Source organism: Priestia endophytica DSM 13796 (genome assembly GCF_900115845.1).
Taxonomy (GTDB): Bacteria; Bacillota; Bacilli; order Bacillales; family Bacillaceae_H; genus Bacillus_I; species Bacillus_I endophytica.
Map to the genome: position 1 here is coordinate 45,550 of NZ_FOXX01000014.1, position 16,492 is coordinate 62,041.

Annotated in this window: 18 protein-coding genes; 12 read left to right on the plus strand and 6 right to left on the minus strand. The window is 31.8% G+C overall.

Annotation, left to right across the window (positions count from 1 at the left end; genetic code table 11):
- Positions 1-105: 105 nt before the first annotated feature.
- Positions 106-387, minus strand: a complete 282-nt coding sequence (locus tag BM012_RS20675; protein WP_061803943.1) for an AbrB/MazE/SpoVT family DNA-binding domain-containing protein — start codon at positions 385-387, stop codon at positions 106-108.
- 175 nt (positions 388-562) lie between these two features.
- Here BM012_RS20675 and BM012_RS20680 point away from each other — a divergent pair, with 175 nt between their 5' ends.
- From BM012_RS20680 to BM012_RS20695, 3 genes are all read left to right on the plus strand, one after another.
- Positions 563-1,225, plus strand: coding sequence for a ParB N-terminal domain-containing protein (locus BM012_RS20680; RefSeq protein WP_061803919.1), 663 nt, complete (start codon positions 563-565; stop codon positions 1,223-1,225).
- 616 nt (positions 1,226-1,841) lie between these two features.
- Positions 1,842-2,048 (plus strand): helix-turn-helix transcriptional regulator, encoded by a 207-nt coding sequence (locus BM012_RS20690; protein WP_061803921.1) that lies wholly within the window; start codon positions 1,842-1,844, stop codon positions 2,046-2,048.
- Positions 2,048-2,449 carry a hypothetical protein gene (locus BM012_RS20695; protein WP_061803922.1) on the plus strand — a complete coding sequence of 134 codons (402 nt, stop codon included), beginning with the start codon at positions 2,048-2,050 and terminating at the stop codon, positions 2,447-2,449. The genes BM012_RS20690 and BM012_RS20695 overlap by 1 nt, the downstream gene beginning before the upstream one ends.
- Positions 2,450-2,670: 221 nt before the next feature.
- Here the strand turns inward: BM012_RS20695 and BM012_RS20700 are convergent, their stop codons facing one another.
- Positions 2,671-2,859, minus strand: a complete 189-nt coding sequence (locus BM012_RS20700) for a YjzC family protein (RefSeq protein WP_061803923.1) — start codon at positions 2,857-2,859, stop codon at positions 2,671-2,673.
- Positions 2,860-3,339: 480 nt separating this feature from the next.
- Here BM012_RS20700 and BM012_RS20705 point away from each other — a divergent pair, with 480 nt between their 5' ends.
- Positions 3,340-3,780, plus strand: coding sequence for a helix-turn-helix domain-containing protein (locus BM012_RS20705; RefSeq protein ID WP_064504982.1), 441 nt, complete (start codon positions 3,340-3,342; stop codon positions 3,778-3,780).
- A gap of 328 nt (positions 3,781-4,108) precedes the next feature.
- Here the strand turns inward: BM012_RS20705 and BM012_RS26560 are convergent, their stop codons facing one another.
- The 3 genes from BM012_RS26560 to BM012_RS20720 are packed head-to-tail and all read right to left on the minus strand — an operon-like array spanning position 4,109 to position 6,805.
- Positions 4,109-4,282, minus strand: coding sequence for a hypothetical protein (locus BM012_RS26560; RefSeq protein ID WP_161939298.1), 174 nt, complete (start codon positions 4,280-4,282; stop codon positions 4,109-4,111).
- Positions 4,275-5,003: an ABC transporter ATP-binding protein gene (locus BM012_RS20715; protein ID WP_061803925.1), complete on the minus strand. Its 729-nt coding sequence runs from the start codon at positions 5,001-5,003 to the stop codon at positions 4,275-4,277. The genes BM012_RS26560 and BM012_RS20715 overlap by 8 nt, the downstream gene beginning before the upstream one ends.
- A gap of 14 nt (positions 5,004-5,017) precedes the next feature.
- A complete protein-coding gene (locus tag BM012_RS20720; protein ID WP_061803926.1) occupies positions 5,018-6,805 on the minus strand; it encodes a hypothetical protein in 1,788 nt (595 codons plus the stop codon).
- A gap of 371 nt (positions 6,806-7,176) precedes the next feature.
- Between BM012_RS20720 and BM012_RS20725 the strand changes: the two genes are divergently transcribed.
- The 3 genes from BM012_RS20725 to BM012_RS20735 all read left to right on the plus strand — a co-directional run bounded on the left by BM012_RS20725 (position 7,177) and on the right by BM012_RS20735 (position 10,095).
- Positions 7,177-8,514 carry a sensor histidine kinase gene (locus tag BM012_RS20725; protein WP_061803927.1) on the plus strand — a complete coding sequence of 446 codons (1,338 nt, stop codon included), beginning with the start codon at positions 7,177-7,179 and terminating at the stop codon, positions 8,512-8,514.
- A 12-nt stretch (positions 8,515-8,526) separates the two neighbouring features.
- Positions 8,527-9,276 (plus strand): LytR/AlgR family response regulator transcription factor, encoded by a 750-nt coding sequence (locus BM012_RS20730; protein WP_061803928.1) that lies wholly within the window; start codon positions 8,527-8,529, stop codon positions 9,274-9,276.
- Between the two features lie 504 nt (positions 9,277-9,780).
- Positions 9,781-10,095, plus strand: coding sequence for a ParB N-terminal domain-containing protein (locus BM012_RS20735; RefSeq protein WP_061803929.1), 315 nt, complete (start codon positions 9,781-9,783; stop codon positions 10,093-10,095).
- Between the two features lie 345 nt (positions 10,096-10,440).
- Here the strand turns inward: BM012_RS20735 and BM012_RS20740 are convergent, their stop codons facing one another.
- Entirely contained in the window at positions 10,441-11,163 is a 723-nt protein-coding gene (locus tag BM012_RS20740) for a hypothetical protein (RefSeq protein WP_061803930.1), read from the minus strand.
- Between the two features lie 1,079 nt (positions 11,164-12,242).
- Between BM012_RS20740 and resA the strand changes: the two genes are divergently transcribed.
- The 5 genes from resA (at position 12,243) to BM012_RS20760 (ending at position 16,490) form a co-directional block, all read left to right on the plus strand.
- The gene (resA, locus tag BM012_RS20745; protein ID WP_061803931.1) at positions 12,243-12,764 is read left to right on the plus strand and encodes a thiol-disulfide oxidoreductase ResA; all 522 of its coding nucleotides are present in this window, start codon (positions 12,243-12,245) and stop codon (positions 12,762-12,764) included.
- Positions 12,765-12,780: 16 nt separating this feature from the next.
- Positions 12,781-14,412 (plus strand): cytochrome c biogenesis protein ResB, encoded by a 1,632-nt coding sequence (resB, locus tag BM012_RS20750; RefSeq protein ID WP_061803932.1) that lies wholly within the window; start codon positions 12,781-12,783, stop codon positions 14,410-14,412.
- A 19-nt stretch (positions 14,413-14,431) separates the two neighbouring features.
- Entirely contained in the window at positions 14,432-15,607 is a 1,176-nt protein-coding gene (gene ccsB, locus BM012_RS20755; protein WP_307843867.1) for a c-type cytochrome biogenesis protein CcsB, read from the plus strand.
- A gap of 180 nt (positions 15,608-15,787) precedes the next feature.
- Entirely contained in the window at positions 15,788-15,919 is a 132-nt protein-coding gene (locus tag BM012_RS27125) for a hypothetical protein (RefSeq protein ID WP_268801467.1), read from the plus strand.
- Positions 15,920-16,007: 88 nt separating this feature from the next.
- A complete protein-coding gene (locus BM012_RS20760; protein WP_061803934.1) occupies positions 16,008-16,490 on the plus strand; it encodes a lasso peptide biosynthesis B2 protein in 483 nt (160 codons plus the stop codon).
- Positions 16,491-16,492: the final 2 nt, after the last annotated feature.

Below are 16,492 nucleotides of genomic sequence, written 5' to 3' on the forward strand. Positions count from 1 at the left end.
TGAATTTTGCATTTAGTGGGGAACACCCACGAAACAAGAGATAAATGCAAAATTCGGGCCTATCATCACATCTATACATACTCATTCATACTTATCATTTATCTTTTAGACGTAAACGTCGATTTTCCCTACCTCTTTCGAAAGAATCTCCATTCCTTCTTTACTGAGTACTACTTTTCCATTTGCTAATACCATATTGTCTTCGGATACTTTTCCTGTAATCATACATGCTTTATGGTACTGATATTTTCTGAAAATAATTTGATCCCCGTCTACAAAGATTTCTAAAGGATCATTCTTCTCAATAGAAAGGTTTTTTCTTAGTTCCTTTGGTAAGACTAAACGTCCTAATTGATCGACTTTCCTCACGATTCCTGTACTTTTCAATTTCATAACACCTCTTTCCCTTTTCCTTCTTTATTGTAGCAAACGTGGAAAAAGAAGGAGTATAATAAAAATATGGTATATTATCATTTTCCTGGGATTTTGTATTTTGGCTCTATTCAATTGTACGGAAGGGTATATATACTAAAACCATAGATAGAGAGAAGAAGGACTAAAGATGGCACATAAAATCAGTTTAACAGGCTGTCCAACAAGTTCAATTCAAGACTATGGGAAGTACCTGGCTTTTGATATGGAGGAAAAGGGAAGTCCAAATGCGCCAAAAGGAATCCCTTTTAAAAGTAATCCAATTACCTATACCGTTATAGTGAGTCTCAAACAATTTAATAAATTAAATATAAGCCAGGAGGAATTTTCTCAACGACGCTTCCTTGTACAAGGGGAGCCTTGTTTGGATATTCCGTTTGAACAATGTACAGGTGAGATTGGCGTTATCTGTATGCAGATACAAGAAATTGAGGACAAAGGGAAAGAGAAGAAACAACCAAAACAAACGCTCAAAAAGGGTTCAAGGGCTAAGAAACAAGAAGAAACTAAACCTCAGGAAGAGAGTAAACAACAGCAAGAGAAAAAGCCTCTTCTTGTTCCAAAGGGAACGAGAGAATGGATGTCCTTAGAAGAAATTAAGGTTCCCGAAACCTTTCTTCAATTTACCCCAGGAATGGCGAAACAAAAGGTAGTAGAAGAAAGTATTGAGAAGAATGGAACCGTAGATAAACCCATTATGATTGATCCAGATACACACGAACTTGTAGATAGTTATAGTCGTTATTTTGTAGCTAGGAAAAAGAATTTAGAACGTGTTCCCGTATATTATTAAAGATTCTATTTTTATTCTTTATAGGAGGAATAGAAATAAAATAGATCCAAATGGGTATGGAATACGGATTAGCACATGCTAATTAGAGAAGGTGAGGTTTATGAGTAATTCATCCAAATTAACTTTTTTAGGATTTTTTATATTTTTTCCTGTTACTTTTTTATTAGCAAACGTGATTTGGAGATTTTTTATAAAGAGTGAAGGTTTTATAAATGTCGTAACTAGTAGTTTATCCATTCTAGGTATATATTATATTTTGGCAAGCATAGTTTTTGCAGTTATGAAAGTTAGGAACGTTAACCTAAAAGATATTTGATAACATTTAATAAAAAAGAGTGCATAAAACCTAGGTTTTTTATGCACTCTTTTTGTGTTGGAGGAGCGATGAAAGCTTGCTAACTCAATGATGTGTAAAATCTTGCATAAAGAAGAAAAAAAGAAAAGTCCAGACTCCCTGTTAGGCAAAGGGTCTGGACTTTTTTAACTTCCCCTAAGATGTATTATGTAAACTAATATTGCATAGAATTAAATGTAAAATAAATTTGACATTTAACATTTTTAACCATATAATCTAAATGTAAAACTTATTTTACATTATGGGGTTGAGTTGATATAGATGATTAATCGAATCAAAGAACTAAGAAAATTAAAAAAGCTCTCTCAGGAGGATTTAGCTAATGCTTGCGAAGTATCCAGGCAAACGATAAATGCTATTGAAAATAATAAGTACGATCCAAGCTTAGCTCTAGCTTTTTACCTAGCAGAAATATTAGGAGTAAGTGTAGATGAATTATTTTCTTACCAAAACAGGAGGGATTTATAATGACAAGGAATCGAAAGAATAATATAGTTGGAGGCATAATCTTAGCTATGCTTTCCTTATTTTTACTTACAATGTATACGACAGATTTTATAACTGGAACCAAATTAAATGTAAATCATGTAATAGGAATGGTTTTAGTAGTCGTAGCATGGTTCCAGTTCATTACTTGGGGTTCTGATAAGAAGGTACAGAAGGATGAAATGGGGAAAAAGATAGCTACAAATAGTGCTAAAGTGAGTTATTATATCCTAACAATAAGTCTTTTTTTACTTTGGATTTTAGATCGGATGGTTTTTTTAAGAAAGAATGATTTTGGAAATATATCTTTGTTTGCAGCTTTATGTCTTGCTTTAGTTGTGTTTCCAGTTGTCCAATTTTTTTCAGCTAGACGTTATAAATAATTTGAGAAAGCCTTGAATTTGAAGAATTCAAGGCTTTTTATTTCCGATAATACTCATTATGTTAACTAGTTTTGTATACGTTATTTATGTATTTCTTAAAAACTGTGTGCAATTAAAGGGCCATATTATGAAAGATTGCTCTCATAATAATTCAAACTAATTTTTATCATAACACGAATCATGACCACCCGTTGGAGGGGTGGTCATGATTTCTATATTAATTAAGATACTTTCTTCCAGTGCGCCGCTTCATTACTTGAAGGAGAAGGAGGGAACTGTTCACCTTCCTCTAATTTAATTTCAGTGTTATCTTGACTTGATGAGCTTCCACTGACTAGACTTTGTACTTTATACGTTCCACTTTCTGGTGCTTTTTCACCTGTTTTGTACGTATTATTGTTATTAGCCATCTTACTCCACCTCCAAAATTAATTTAGAAAAGAAGCGTCATTATTCTACATTTTCTTTTCTATATTGGACGTGTTCCCCGGATATTAAGTCTTAAACCCTCATTTTCCGTTGAATTTTTTATACGAAGGTATAAGGATAATTATAATATACATATATATTACCGTTGATTTGCTTATTTCTTTTTGATTTAAAAAACTTACGATTTTAGCACCTAATTGTTTAGATGCTATTTTTTATTGAAGTAATTAAGGTTGAGTGATGAAGCAAAATGCTTATCTTGTTATATTCGAAGAGGGTTCGGTACCTAGAAGGCGTCCAACCTTTTTTCATTGCCGATAACAAAGATTATGTCAATTAGAAATGTATGATCTATGCATGAAAATATTCTTGTTAACCATTAGTTTACAGTGCATAATCAAAGCGTTTGTGGCTGGTTTTACACATTTGTTATAAAATGGTACTACAAGGTAGGTGGTTAGATGAATATAGGTGAGCGATTAAAGCATTTAAGAGAGTTAAAAGGTATGTCCCGAGAGGATCTTTCTAGAAAAATGAACGTATCAAGGCAAGCCGTTTATAAATGGGAAAATAACAAAGGTTATCCTGATATCCAAAATCTTTTAAAGTTAAGTGAGATATATGAGACAACAGTTGATGAATTGATCAAAGGAAATTATTCATCAACTAGTCAAAAAGAAATAGATATTGATGAGAACAAAGAAGATGATGATATTTGGAATATTGGATTTTATATAGGAATGGCAATTATATTTTTGGGCTCCTTTCTTAATTTATTTTTTGGTTTATGGATTTTCTTCATCGTTTTAAATATTGTTGGAACTTTAATTGCTTGTTTCTCTAAAGAATTGAAGAGACATATAGTTCGTACAATAATTGACTTTAAAAAAAGCTTTAACTAATAATAACAAATGAAAGACTTTGGACAATCAAAGCCAAAGTCTTTTTCCGATAACATTAATTATTTTAACGGTAAAATTTATAAGATAATTCATTTAAGGGATTATAAAACTAATTTCCTGTTTAACCTTAAAGGAAGTGGTATGGAGATTATGTATAGTCAGATGATTAAGGGATTATTAGAGGAAAGTATCCTAGCCATGATTCAGAGGAAAGATGTCTATGGATATGAGTTACTAGAAACATTGCAAAAAGGGGGATTTAAAAAGGGGAGTGGTTTGATTCGTGTTTGTCATAAAAAAGGACTAAAGTTTAATCCCCTTAGTCCTTTTAATTCCCCTTTTTTCTATTGTATTCATATATACTCATTACACATACTAAAATAATGATACCGGATATTATTAAAATATCTTTTAATTCCCCATTGTAGATAGCAATTATTAATGGGGGAGAAGCAAAGAGTAAAAATACTAAAATAGCTAGGAAAAGAAATTTTTTAGTCATTTTTATAATCTCCATTAATATGTAGGGTATTAATAAAATATTCTTCTAGATTGCCATTCCCAGAAAGTACATTTGATAGGTTACTCTCTCTTTTCAGAATTACCCCATTATCAATTAAAATAAGAGCATCACAAAATGTCTCTGCTACTTCTAATTGATGTGTAGATAGTAGAATGGCATTGTTCCATTTTGTAACGTAATCTTTTAGTATCATTTTGATTCTTTTCATGTTTATCGGATCAATTCCGGCGATGAATTCATCTAATAGTAATACAGATGGTCTATTTAACAAGGTTCCAAGTAAAGCTAATTTCTTTCTATTACCAAGGGATAAATTTTTAATTAATTTATCAATTTCTTTATTTAAACCATAATATATGATTTCCTTTTCCACTTGTTCTTGTGAGATTTCCAACTTAGTGAGTTGTATAATAAACTTAAGGTATTCACGACCTGTTAATTCTTCATAAAGATAGGGATAGTCAGGAATGAATGCTACGTGTTTTTTTGCATCCTCAATCTTTTCTTGATCAACGAGCACTCCCCCTTTATCAGGGAGAAGTAACCCGGTTGCAATTCTTAAAGTAGTAGTTTTACCTGCTCCATTTTGTCCTAGGAAAGCAGTGATTTTTCCTTTTTCAATATCAAATGACACATCTTTTAGAATGTACTTGGAATTAAATGTTTTACTAATCCCTTTAAAGGATAAAGCTTTTTCCATAGATTTCTCTCCTTCTATAAATTAATACGATCAAAATTAGACATTTTATATAAATGATTGGCAATGATTAAGAGCAAACCTCCATATATTATGGAAAGAATAGCTCCTATTCCCCCCCATTGAAGTGTTAGGTACTCTAATTTACTCAATGCACCTACTAGCAGGAAAGCTGTCGGCATCATTAAAATTGGAATTATTAATCCAACAGTAGAGAACTGAATAACGTCTGATATAATTTTTTTATCAGCATACTCATCTAGTTGTTCAATATTACTGTAATGAAAATGGGGTCTAAAAATAGACGGAAGAAACAGTAATGTTGAAAGGAATAGAAATACTACGGTATGCAACAGTAATGTAGATATAGATATTACAATATCCATTTTATTAATGGTGAAAAATACAATATCCATTACTATAAATAAAGGTAAACTTGTAATAATGAATAAGTGAAATTTATATTTAAAAACCTCCCACAATGATTTTCCTGTCAGTAAATAAGTTATAACCTGCTTTCCTTCCCCATCTAACGAAAATATTCCTGTTAGTTCTGTAAATATAGAATGAACATAAAAATGCGTGAGAAAAAATAGATAGAAAGAGAGTACAAGAAAATATATATTTTCTGTAGAATTCATGGTCTGTAATATTCCTAAGATGCCCCCCCATAATAACCAAAAGACTGGTGGTCCTAAGATAGTAGGGAATCTATACCTTAAATATTCTGTACGATAAAAATGTTTGACTAATACTTGTGTATAAGATGGACCAGGTATTACTCGAGCTAATAAACTACCTATAGGCCCTAATCTATTAAAAGAATGATGGGTATCCTTCCTTCCTTTTCCCCATATCGATACAAGTAAAATTGACAAGATTATTAACCCGAAAAACAGGAGTATTTTAAGTATAGAATAGTAATTAAGACCCTCAAGTAAAATATTTGATAATACATTGTAGGGCATATAAGAGTAAGAAAAAATTGCTGAGATTGATTTGAAAATTTCAAAGGTTACATTAGTACCTTCCTCTACCCAGTCATTATAGACTTTATAATCTACATTATTACTAGTTAAAGGAAAGTTTTTCACCCACGGAGAGATCACTTTTCCAAGGTGAAATGCTATATAAACCGTCACCCCTCTAAATGAAATATTACTCAGTATCCTAAATACAAAACTTTCTCCATAGTTCTGTAATAATATATATTGGTTGTGAAATACCGAAATAAGAAATGTTAGGACTAAATACAGTCCTAAAGTTAGGAAGATAAGTGTTATAAGGGATAAATAATCTACCCCAGTAATTATCCCTAATGCTAACATAAGGGGGATATAGTTAAATATAAACTCTTTAGTATCCCATACTATGGATTCTAGATATAAGAATATATCTGATTTGAATTTACTAAGCTTAAGGTTAATTATTAACCAATCTTGATCCTGTGATTGTAGTTTCCATTTTGAAGAAGAAACACCTGAAATGATAGAAAATAATATAATGATTAGGAAGACTAAGGACCAAAGAATTTCATAATTCTCTTTAATAATAGAAAAGAATCTCGATATGATACTGGTGACAATTTGCTGTCTTATGGTTTCATTAGAAAAGAAATTATTAAAAACGGTATATTTTAGAAAGAAATAGGTGCCAAAAAATATGAGAAGTGCATTGAACACATCCCTTATAAGGGCTAATAACCACAAATATTTGCCTATAGATATGTTTTTAAAGACTCTAATATTACTCCATTGATTTTTCCATCTGATAATCAGTTTCCATTTTAGCCAGCTAACAATCATAAATTTACTCCCTTACTATTATGTAATACAATATAGCTCTCTATAGAACTTCTCCTCATAAATTAAATCAAAGGATGTGTTACGTCTATACTTTATTCCCAACATGGATATTTTCTGTCTTAAATAGGGCATAATTATGTCTATTCAGTTTAGACTTGCCTTTCTTTATATGTTTTATATAAATTTAAAAATTAGTTAAAGTGATTAAAAAATATAATGAACATTTACCCCAACTGTAATTTATAAATATTTTTTTAAAAATAAATTAGGATCAAGAAGGAATATTTATCATTAATTACTACTTATGATAAATATTCCTTTTTCATACTATTACATGTTGTATACTATCTATAGGAAAGGGAGGGATCAAAATGAATTTTGTAATTCAAGTATTTGGAACAGGATTGGAGATAACTTCGTTAATGTTCTTTTCAATTGCTTTTTTAGGATTGAAATTTTCGAAGTTAAAATATGGGATAATTACATTTATTCTAATTGGAACCAGCTTTACCGTTCTTATTACTATGACTTCTCCATTTCATTCTTGGATCACGTTTATATGTAATTTTAGTATTATGTTTATGTTATTTAAAATGATATTTAGAATTAGCTTAACAGCCTCATTTTTATCTATTTCCTTAGGAATTTGCACACTATTAATGGGGGAATTGTTATCGATTTTATTCTTAGGGAATTTAATTGACGTTATCACAATTTTAGATTCAAAGTCCATTGAGAAATTATTATTAGCTTTTCCCCATATAGTATTAATAATTTTAGTAGGTCTAGTTTTTATAAGATATAAACTTTCTTTTGTACCTGGGCGAATGGTATATGGTGAAACAGATAATTCATCACCTGAAAAATACGGATTAAAATACAGAATTTTAGTTTGGAGTACCATGGCTTTAGTTGTTATTGTCTCCTTGACATTATCGTCGAACCTATTCTTACTAAAATCAATAGATTCAACAGTTTTATTTGTAATTATTAGTGCTACAACGTATTTAGTTTTCTTTTCACAGATAATCATAAAAAGTGAGCTGTATAACCTCGAAAAGAAATTAGAACAGCAGCACGAGAAGGAAATTAACACATATTTTCAAGTTATTCGATCTCAACGGCATGATTTTATTTATCATCTAAGTACTTTATACGGGTTAATTGTACAAAGAAAAGTAGAAGATACTGAAAAATATATAGAAGAGCTGCTAGACGACGTTAGAGCACTTAATGAAATTATTCCTTTATATCATCATGCTGTCTCGGCTATGATTCTAACATTTAAGCAACAGGCTGAAGTTAAAAATATAAAAATGTCGATAAATGCTAATGATTCTCTAGAAAATATACCCTGTAAGGTGACTGATATCAATCGTGTACTTGGGAACTTAGTAACTAATGCAATTGATGCTTTAGCATATACCAACCATTCTGAGAAATGGATCGAGTTATCCATTGAGTTTGAAAACCTTTCTAAAGAATATGTATTTACTGTTACGAATAGTGGCCAAATGGATAGCGAAATTGCAAACAAATTGTTTAAAAAGCAATTTACTACTAAACGTAATAATCACGAGGGTATTGGTCTACTGAATACTAAACGACTTGTAGAAAGATATAACGGGTTAATATACCTTGAGCTAACTGATAATACAACTTCGTTTGTTACCCGTATTCCCCTACTCGAACAGAACAAAGTTATATAAGGAGAGAGAAGCGTGGGAAATTATAATGTTTTAATTGTTGATGATAATGTGCACTGCATAGAAATGTTAAAACATTTATTAAACAATTACTCATATATTGATAAAATACATAGCTGTTCAGATGTCAGAGAAGTAGTATCTTTTTTAAGAACAAAAGAAATTAACCTGGTCTTTTTGGACATAGATATGCCTTATATGAATGGTTTAAAATTGGCAGATATTATTAATAAAGAATTTCCTCATATATCATTTATATTTGTGACAGGGTATGCGGAATATGCCTTACATGGATACGAACTGTATCCAATAGATTTCCTAATTAAACCGGTAGGTCCTCTACGACTCGAGAAATCTTTATTACAATTTCAAAGAAAATATAGCCCTTTAACAAAAATGATACCTTCAAGAACTCAAAAGCCAAATAGAAAGATAACAGTGAGGGACAAGAGTTCCATACATTTTATTAATATTAACGAGATTAGTTTTATAGAGAAACGGGGAAGAAAATGCATCATTAATATAAAAGGGAAGAAAGAAATTGAATGTAGCAACACACTTAATGAATTAGAGAGAATGCTTGCAAATTACCAATTCTTTCGACCTCATCAGTCTTTTTTAATTCCTATAGAGAAGATTGTAGAAATTAAGCCTGATCAATATATGAGGTCCTATTTAATAGAACTTGAAGATGTAGATGCCGAAATAAGAGTAAGTAAGAATAAATATAGCGAACTTAAACATGTAGTATCTCAGAATTTATAAATTATCCTACAACCTACTTTTAGTGGTTCTATATGTCTTTATATCTAATCTTTTAAATAATTATATCCCTAGTTATACTCATCTACGAAAGTATAAATAAGATATAAAAGAGCACTCCTATTTTCAATCAATGGGTTTGCTTTTTTTACTTTTTTAGACATATCTTATATAATAAAAATTTATTTGTTCTCTAAATGTCCACAGTATTTAAACAAAAACTATTATATATGATATCTATATAGAATGAGACAAGGGCAATTGTGATAGGCGAAAAGTGGTTTCCTTATTTGGTAAATTTAAGTGAAGGTGAAAGGGAACAACCTTTTTTAAAGTTTAATAAAGGTTCTCTAGTCATTATACAAAGGATAATCAATTCCAAAAACCATGTTTTTTGAGATGGTTCCATAATGGATTAGTTCCTACCTCAGCAAACCCTTATCTCTGTTTCGAAACTTGTATCAAAATCTATGTATCATAAATGTATGTTTTTGATGTACTTTAAAAATGGGCATTAATTCAGAACTTCCATTATACACTCCACGAGAGGAAGGCAAAAAAGAGAAAGAGAAAAGGCCTCTTCTTGTTCCAAAGGGAACGAAGGATTGGATGTCCCTAGAGAAAATTAAGGTTCCAGAAACCTTTCTTCAATTTATACCGGTAATAGCGAAACAAAAAGCCGTAGAAGAGAGCATTGAAAAGAATGGAACCGTAGATAAACCCATTATTATTAATCCCAAAACACATGAGCTCGTGGATAGTTATAGTCGTTATTATGTAGCAAAACAGCGAAAGTTAGATCGTGTTCCAGTACATTATTAAAGGTTATTATAAAAATTAAAAGCACAAGAAGATAGCTTCTTGTGCTTTGTATAATCATTCAACCATAAGAGTACTGTTTTCCTATTATTTGTAAACTACAGAGCTTTTACTTAGAAGAGTGTGTCAACTAAATAATGACATATATAATTATAGCGATAATAGTTTGGATTAATGAAATGATACTTAGACGCCCGAAAGAGGCCTTTTGCTTGTTGAAAAATTTATCAACTACAAAATTAAGTATAAAAAAACAAACATATCCTATAATAGCTTCTATTGCAAACATCATTTAGTTTTCACACCTCTCTATAATCAATAAAAGTCTGTTTATCCAGATCTTTTTGACTAATAATCAAATTTTGATCTTAAGACTCGATAGTTCCCACTACCATATAATCCGATGTCAATATATCCATGATAAGTTGCTCCTACCTTTAGTGCAGTAAAAGTACCTTTACTAATTACTTTTACATAACTGGGATCTACTCTATTTGCCCTAACAGTATCAGAAGCACTATACGGCCATATAGTTTGTGCATCGCATTGATACGAGTAACCATTTACTACAGCCTGACCTTTTGAATTTTTTCCATGAGTGAATGAACCAAATGTTTTCATTCTAAATTGATAAGCAAAACCATTCATTGCAATACTATGCGAATAGTTTTTATTTTGATATGCTAGGGTATTATAACCATCACTCTGCATTAAGAGGTTCTTTGGTGCTGGCTCAGGTTGAAGTATTTCTGTTTCAAAAGTTACAGTACCAAATAAATCTTCATCCCCTATTTCCTCTTCAACTTTTATATCTTCTTTTCCTTCTTCGAGCTGTTTATTTACTTCTATTCTTGCTTTATCTAAAGCCTCATTAGCAAGTTCGAAATAATGTTCTTCTGTTATCGGTTCTTTTCCTTCCTTTTTAAGCTCTGTATTCAGTTTATCAATAGGCTCTTGTTCTTCATTTAGATTACTTATTTCCTTTTCGGTAGCGCTTACACCTTTATCAGTAAAAGTCAATAGTCCAAAACCTATTGATAATGCTGTTAAAATAGAAATAGTTTTTTTCATTTTTTCCTCCCTAATACTAATATATTTATTAGTTTAATTTAAGTTTTAGAATATAAAATAGAGATTGGATTATATACCTTGCATTGTTAATGAAAACCGAATTATTTGAAAAAGTTAAAACTTCGTGAAGATGATCCTCAATTCTGTAGAAGAAAGCGTTGGAATTTTTCTGATGTCTGATCCAAAGGTAAAGGAGGAATTGGTGTACTATAATGCTTCTTACTGTTTTCCATAACTGAAAGTGAGGGGATACTCCTAAAAATACGTTGGAGTAAACTCATATCAGGTAAAAAGGAACAGATTTAAGAATGTTTTTTTACTTAATCTTTTATTCAAATACATCGCCTCCTAATTTATGTATTTTATTTCTTGTAAATATCTTAACATTCAAATTTTTCCAAGTAAATAAAAAAAGATAAGGATTTCATAGTAGAATAACTTGGATACTATCGTTCTGACAGATAAACATATGAGTTACTATGATAACAATAAATAACTACAAAAGGGACTTTTAAATATATAATCTGCAATATTATGGGAGGGTTTTTAAAGGCTTAAAAAGAATGAGTATAAAGAAGATTTAAAAATAGTTTAGATTAGTAATATAAAGAAGGTGATAAGCATGTCAACATCCCTATATACATATGAAAAAGGAAACTTATTATATTAAGTGGATAATTAAATACGCCGTTACCTGAATATTCCTACAGTAGGAATTGAATTAATCATTGTCCCTGAAGAAAAATAGCTTTTGATTATAAAAATTGTAAAAAAACAACACTGGATGGATCCTCCACTAAAGTATTTCAAAGTATTGTTAATACAACCTTTCAATCGTATATAAGTAGAGAAAATAAGGAAGGGGAAGTGAATGGAACAGGATATAAAAAAGAAATTTAATGATATTTCTCTTTTGTATGGCAGTGATGATGAGAATAATAGCTCTCTGTAATCTGATAATTAAATTATCTCGGTAGTTAAACCGGCTCTACCCCTAAAGGATCCAATTAATTCAATATAATATAAAATAATGAATTTGGATATCGGGGGATTGAGGCTTTATTGATAGGGGAGTTTGTATGAAAAAAAGACGTTTGCTCATCCGTACCATCATCTTATCAGTTTTAATTGCTACTTTAGGATATACCTTATACACCAACTTTTTTACAGATAAGGAGAAGGTGAAAGAAGGTAGTGTAGCACCTGACTTTGTGCTAACAGATCTAGATGGGAAAAAACATCAATTATCAGATCTAAAAGGAAAAGGAGTTTTCTTGAACTTTTGGGGGACTTGGTGTGAACCCTGTAAACGAGAAATGCCTTATATGGCAAATCAGTATAAAAATTATCAAGAACTTGGTGTTGAGATCTTGGCTATAAATGTTGGGGAATCAAATTTAACGGTTTCAAATTTTATAAAACAATACAATTTGAATTTTCCTGTTGTCATGGACAAGGATAGTCAGGTTTTAAATGCTTACGGGGTGAAGCCCCTTCCCACCACCTTTTTGATTAATAAGGATGGCAAAGTCGTTAAAATCATTACGGGCTCCATGACTGAAAAGATGGTAAGAGATTATATGGAGTTAATTAAACCTTAAATGGGGAGTTTTCAACATGAAGGAAGTAAAGTGTGATTGCGGACATATCAATCCAGTTGGAACTATCTTATGCGAATCATGTGGAAAGCCAGTTGGTCAAAATAACGAATCCAAAAGTAAAAAATTACTTGATATGCGTTATGATGGCAGTGCTCGAAGATCACAAACTTATAATAAAACTATAATAGATAAAATTTGGAATTTCTTTTCATCCGTAAAAGTGGGAATATGGCTTATCGTGGTGACTCTCATAGCCTCTGCACTCGGAACTATTTTTCCTCAAGAAATGTATATACCTCAGACCGTAACACCTGAAGAATTCTATAAGGATGAGTATGGCGTTTTCGGTCAATTGTATTACCAGTTTGGCTTTCATAACTTATATGGTTCCTGGTGGTATATGATTTTAATCGCTTCCATTGGTATCTCATTAGTGATCTGTAGCTTAGACCGGGTTATTCCATTATATCGAGCCCTTAAGAAACAAGGGGTAACCAGACATGAAACTTTTATGCGTAGACAACGGCTGTTCAGTGAAACAACAGGAGATTTATCACAAGATGTGGAAGTTATCAAAGAAAAGTTAAAGAAAAAAAAATATAACATTCGAGAGGGAAATGGTAATCTTTTCGCAGAAAAAGGAAGATTTTCAAGGTGGGGCCCTTATGTGAATCATATTGGTCTTATTATCTTTCTTTTGGGAGCAATGCTTCGATTTGTACCAGGAATGTACGTCGATGAAGTATTATGGATTCGAGAAGGGGAAACGGCTGTTATCCCAGGCACAGATGGAAAGTATTATTTGAAAAATGAACAATTTTTAATGGATGTTTATACCAAAGATAATGCTGATGATGTATTTGATAAAGCAATTACGCGTGTAGGGGATGGATCTATTGTTAAAACCTTCCAAACTAATGCTGTATTGTATGAACGGAAGGGTGAAATAGTCCATGGTAAGGAACCTGAATTAGCCAAAGTGAAGGAAAAGAAAATTAAGGTTAATCAACCATTAAAACACGATAATTATTCCCTCTACCAGTTTAGGTATAAATTAAACGAATTGAATAAGATGAAATTTAGTTTAATCAATAAGGATACAAAGAAGAGCTTCGGGGAAGTTACCATAGATTTACTGGAACCCAAGAAAAGCTATGATTTAGGAAATGGCTATAGAGTAGGGGTCGTTAGATATCTACCTGATTTTTATTTTAACAGTGAGGGATTACCAGATACGAAAACAAAATCACCTGACAATCCAGCTTTTTTGTTCAAAATGATTACACCTGATAAACCAGAGGGTGAGAGGAGCTTCGTGGCCATTCAAAAAACGATTGAGGCTAATGAAGATAACCAATATAAGATGCAGTTTGAAGGTGTAGAAACAAAGAATCTTTCGGCCTTAACAGTTCGTAAGGATATGACCCTTTGGATACTTGGAGTGGGCGGGGCAATCTTTATGATTGGAGTCATTCAAGGTATGTACTGGGCTCATCGACGCATTTGGCTACAATCAAAAGATGGAAAGATCCTTTTAGCTGGACATACGAATAAAAATTGGTATGGGTTGAAAAGTGAAATAAGTCAAATTGTAGCTAATACCCCGATTGTCGAGCCAGTTGATCAAAAAGGAACAGAAGACAAATAGTGTAGTTAGGAGGGGAATGGTGGAAGATTTAAGTAGTAATTTATTGTATATAGCCTTTTTTTTATATTTAATATCAACGTTCTTATTTGGGGGAACTATTCGAGATAAACGTTCTGAATCCCCCAGTCCATCCAAATGGGCAAAACTTGGATTTCTTACAACTGTCATTGGTCTTCTTGCTCAGCTGGGATATTTTATTACTCGGTGGATATCCGCCGGCCACGCACCAGTTAGTAATTTATTTGAATTTACAACGGCCTTTGGGATGATGCTTGTTTTTGCTTTTGTCATTATTTATTTGATTTACAAGACAGCTCTTATTGGAATGTTTACTCTCCCGATTGCTTTGCTTCTTATTGCATATGCAAGCATGTTCCCTTCAGAAATTTCCCCATTGATTCCGGCGCTACAAAGTGACTGGCTTTATATTCATGTCACGACTGCCGCATTAGGGCAGGCAATACTAGCTATTAGTTTCATTGCCGGAATTATCTATCTGATTCGAACAGTAGACCAAACGGAAAGGTCTAAGAAGGTTTTCTTTCTGGAATTTGTTATGTTTGTAATTGTAACAACGATTGCATTTATAATCGTTACATCTATTTTTAGATTGATGGATTATGAAGCCATATTCAATTGGGTGGACAAACAGGATAATCAGGCGAAGATGGAATACCATTTACCAGCACTAGTAAGTCCCCATGAAGGAGAACTATTAACGAAAGGAAAGTTTGAGACAATAATAGAACTACCCGCAATTTTTTCAGCCAGAAAAGTTAATACTGTTATCTGGGCTACATTAGTTGGAATCTTTTTATACGGAATAATCAGATTGATATTGAGAAAACGAATTTCAGCTATGCTGCAACCATTAACTAAAAAAGTCAATTTGGATCTAGTCGATGAAATTGGCTATCGATCAGTAGCAATTGGTTTTCCGATCTTTACATTAGGGGCATTAATATTTGCGATGATTTGGGCACAAATTGCTTGGACACGTTTTTGGGCCTGGGACCCTAAAGAGGTATGGGCCCTTATAACATGGTTATTCTATGCTACCTACCTGCATCTTCGTCTTTCGAAGGGATGGCATGGGGAAAAGTCCGCTTGGCTTGGAGTCGTCGGTTTTGCGATTATTATGTTTAACTTGATTTTTGTTAATCTTGTAATAGCAGGTTTACATTCTTATGCTTGATTATTAGGTATAAAATAGTTGCTGATTATATGCTCTATCCCTTTATAAAACTAATATTTTTATATGAATTAAATTACATTTTTTGAAATTTAATCCATAATAGTATTGATATTAAATTAGGAATTATTTACAATAATAGTAGAACCACTTAATTTTAAATCAGAGGGAGGAATTAATAAAATGGAAGAAAAAACAATTGAGAAAATCATTTTTGAAGAGCCAGAGTTTTTTAAGGAAGGCGATCTAGAAGAATTAACAGGTGGCATGTCTGGTAGATATCCTGACGGGATGCATGGGGGCCGTGGATTTTAATAAAGTAAATAAATAGACCCAGAGTCTCTGGGTCTATTTATTTGCTTTATTAGGATAAATAATCTCATAAAGAAAGGGAAGGTCAACTATGAAATACTATCAATTTCTCATAACTGGTGACAATCATATCTATGATGTCCCACGAATTAATATAACAACAAAAGTACGTTTGATCTCTCTTACCCTAAAATTTATGGCTGTATTTAAAAAAGTAGGGGGGAACGAGTGCCTGAAGATTTTGGAAAAGGTTAAGCCAATAATAAATTATAATTTTTCTGATAAAACAGAAAAATATCTCTTTGCAAGAAAAGTAAACTCATTTGTACAGATTTGGATTAATGTTAAGCACAAACAAGCCCTTTGTCTAGAGAGAGCTACTGTAATTTGTGCAGCTCTCCGTTTTGTTGGTTTACCAGCTCAAGTAGTAATAGGACGACGTAGAACCATGATGTCTGTACTTGAATATGAATTTCATGCATGGGTTGAATTAGAAGGTGTTCCAGTTAATGATAAGATAGCTTATAAACAATTGTGTATGGAAACGCATCGAGTTCCACAAGAAGTAGGGTGATT

Coding starts and splice junctions, on each gene's coding strand:
- BM012_RS20705 (WP_064504982.1), top strand. CDS start 3,340: ATGAATATAGGTGAGCGATTAAAGCATTTAAGAGAGTTAAAAGGTATG.
- BM012_RS20760 (WP_061803934.1), top strand. CDS start 16,008: ATGAAATACTATCAATTTCTCATAACTGGTGACAATCATATCTATGAT.
- BM012_RS20695 (WP_061803922.1), top strand. CDS start 2,048: ATGACAAGGAATCGAAAGAATAATATAGTTGGAGGCATAATCTTAGCT.
- BM012_RS20680 (WP_061803919.1), top strand. CDS start 563: ATGGCACATAAAATCAGTTTAACAGGCTGTCCAACAAGTTCAATTCAA.
- resA (WP_061803931.1), top strand. CDS start 12,243: ATGAAAAAAAGACGTTTGCTCATCCGTACCATCATCTTATCAGTTTTA.
- BM012_RS20725 (WP_061803927.1), top strand. CDS start 7,177: ATGAATTTTGTAATTCAAGTATTTGGAACAGGATTGGAGATAACTTCG.
- BM012_RS20700 (WP_061803923.1), bottom strand. CDS start 2,859: ATGGCTAATAACAATAATACGTACAAAACAGGTGAAAAAGCACCAGAA.
- BM012_RS27125 (WP_268801467.1), top strand. CDS start 15,788: ATGGAAGAAAAAACAATTGAGAAAATCATTTTTGAAGAGCCAGAGTTT.
- BM012_RS20735 (WP_061803929.1), top strand. CDS start 9,781: ATGGGCATTAATTCAGAACTTCCATTATACACTCCACGAGAGGAAGGC.
- BM012_RS26560 (WP_161939298.1), bottom strand. CDS start 4,282: ATGACTAAAAAATTTCTTTTCCTAGCTATTTTAGTATTTTTACTCTTT.
- BM012_RS20740 (WP_061803930.1), bottom strand. CDS start 11,163: ATGAAAAAAACTATTTCTATTTTAACAGCATTATCAATAGGTTTTGGA.
- resB (WP_061803932.1), top strand. CDS start 12,781: ATGAAGGAAGTAAAGTGTGATTGCGGACATATCAATCCAGTTGGAACT.
- BM012_RS20715 (WP_061803925.1), bottom strand. CDS start 5,003: ATGGAAAAAGCTTTATCCTTTAAAGGGATTAGTAAAACATTTAATTCC.
- BM012_RS20690 (WP_061803921.1), top strand. CDS start 1,842: ATGATTAATCGAATCAAAGAACTAAGAAAATTAAAAAAGCTCTCTCAG.
- BM012_RS20720 (WP_061803926.1), bottom strand. CDS start 6,805: ATGATTGTTAGCTGGCTAAAATGGAAACTGATTATCAGATGGAAAAAT.